At 56.4% G+C, this 587-nt stretch carries 1 protein-coding gene; it reads left to right on the top strand.

Annotated elements, in window-relative coordinates:
- Positions 1-587: phage tail sheath subtilisin-like domain-containing protein (locus EQY_RS0123640; RefSeq protein WP_000452616.1), on the top strand; the 587-nt coding region annotated here is incomplete at both ends.

Raw genomic sequence — 587 nt, 5'->3', positions numbered from 1 at the left:
GGGAAACTGGGCACAGCCGGAACATTATACCCGGCCCTGCGTGATATTTTTGACCAGACTGGTGCGCTGGTGATTGTGGTGCGCGCAGAAAGTAAAACAAAGGCGAAAGAGGCCGAACAGCGTGCGGCGGTGATTCAGGCCATGGAGGCGCTGACAGAAAGTAAGGGCGTCACAGGCTATCAACCGCGCATCCTCATTGCCACGGGGTACAGTGAGGATGATGGCGTGGCAAAGGCGCTGGAAACGTATGCCGCGAAGTTGCGGGCTGTGGCCTATATTGACTCGCCCTCAATGGCAACGCCGCAGGATGTGGTTCAGCGGCGCGCGTCATTTGGTGGGCGTGTGGAGCTGCTGCGTCCGCGCGTGTCAGTGACGGATGACAGCGGGCAAACGATATTTCGTCCATATTCGGCTCGTGCTGCCGGGCTGCGTGCCCGTATTGATTACGAAAAAGGGTGGTGGTGGTCCAAATCAAACCAGGACGTGATGAATATCACCGGTCTGGAGCAGGTGGATACGTTTATTCTCGGGGAGCAGAACTGCACGGCAAACCTGCTGAACATGGAAAATATCTCCACCATTATTCG

Source organism: Escherichia sp. TW14182, assembly GCF_000208525.1.
GTDB lineage: Bacteria > Pseudomonadota > Gammaproteobacteria > Enterobacterales > Enterobacteriaceae > Escherichia > Escherichia ruysiae.
Note: the sequence above shows the minus strand (reverse complement) of the source record. Positions and strands in the feature narration are given on the sequence as shown.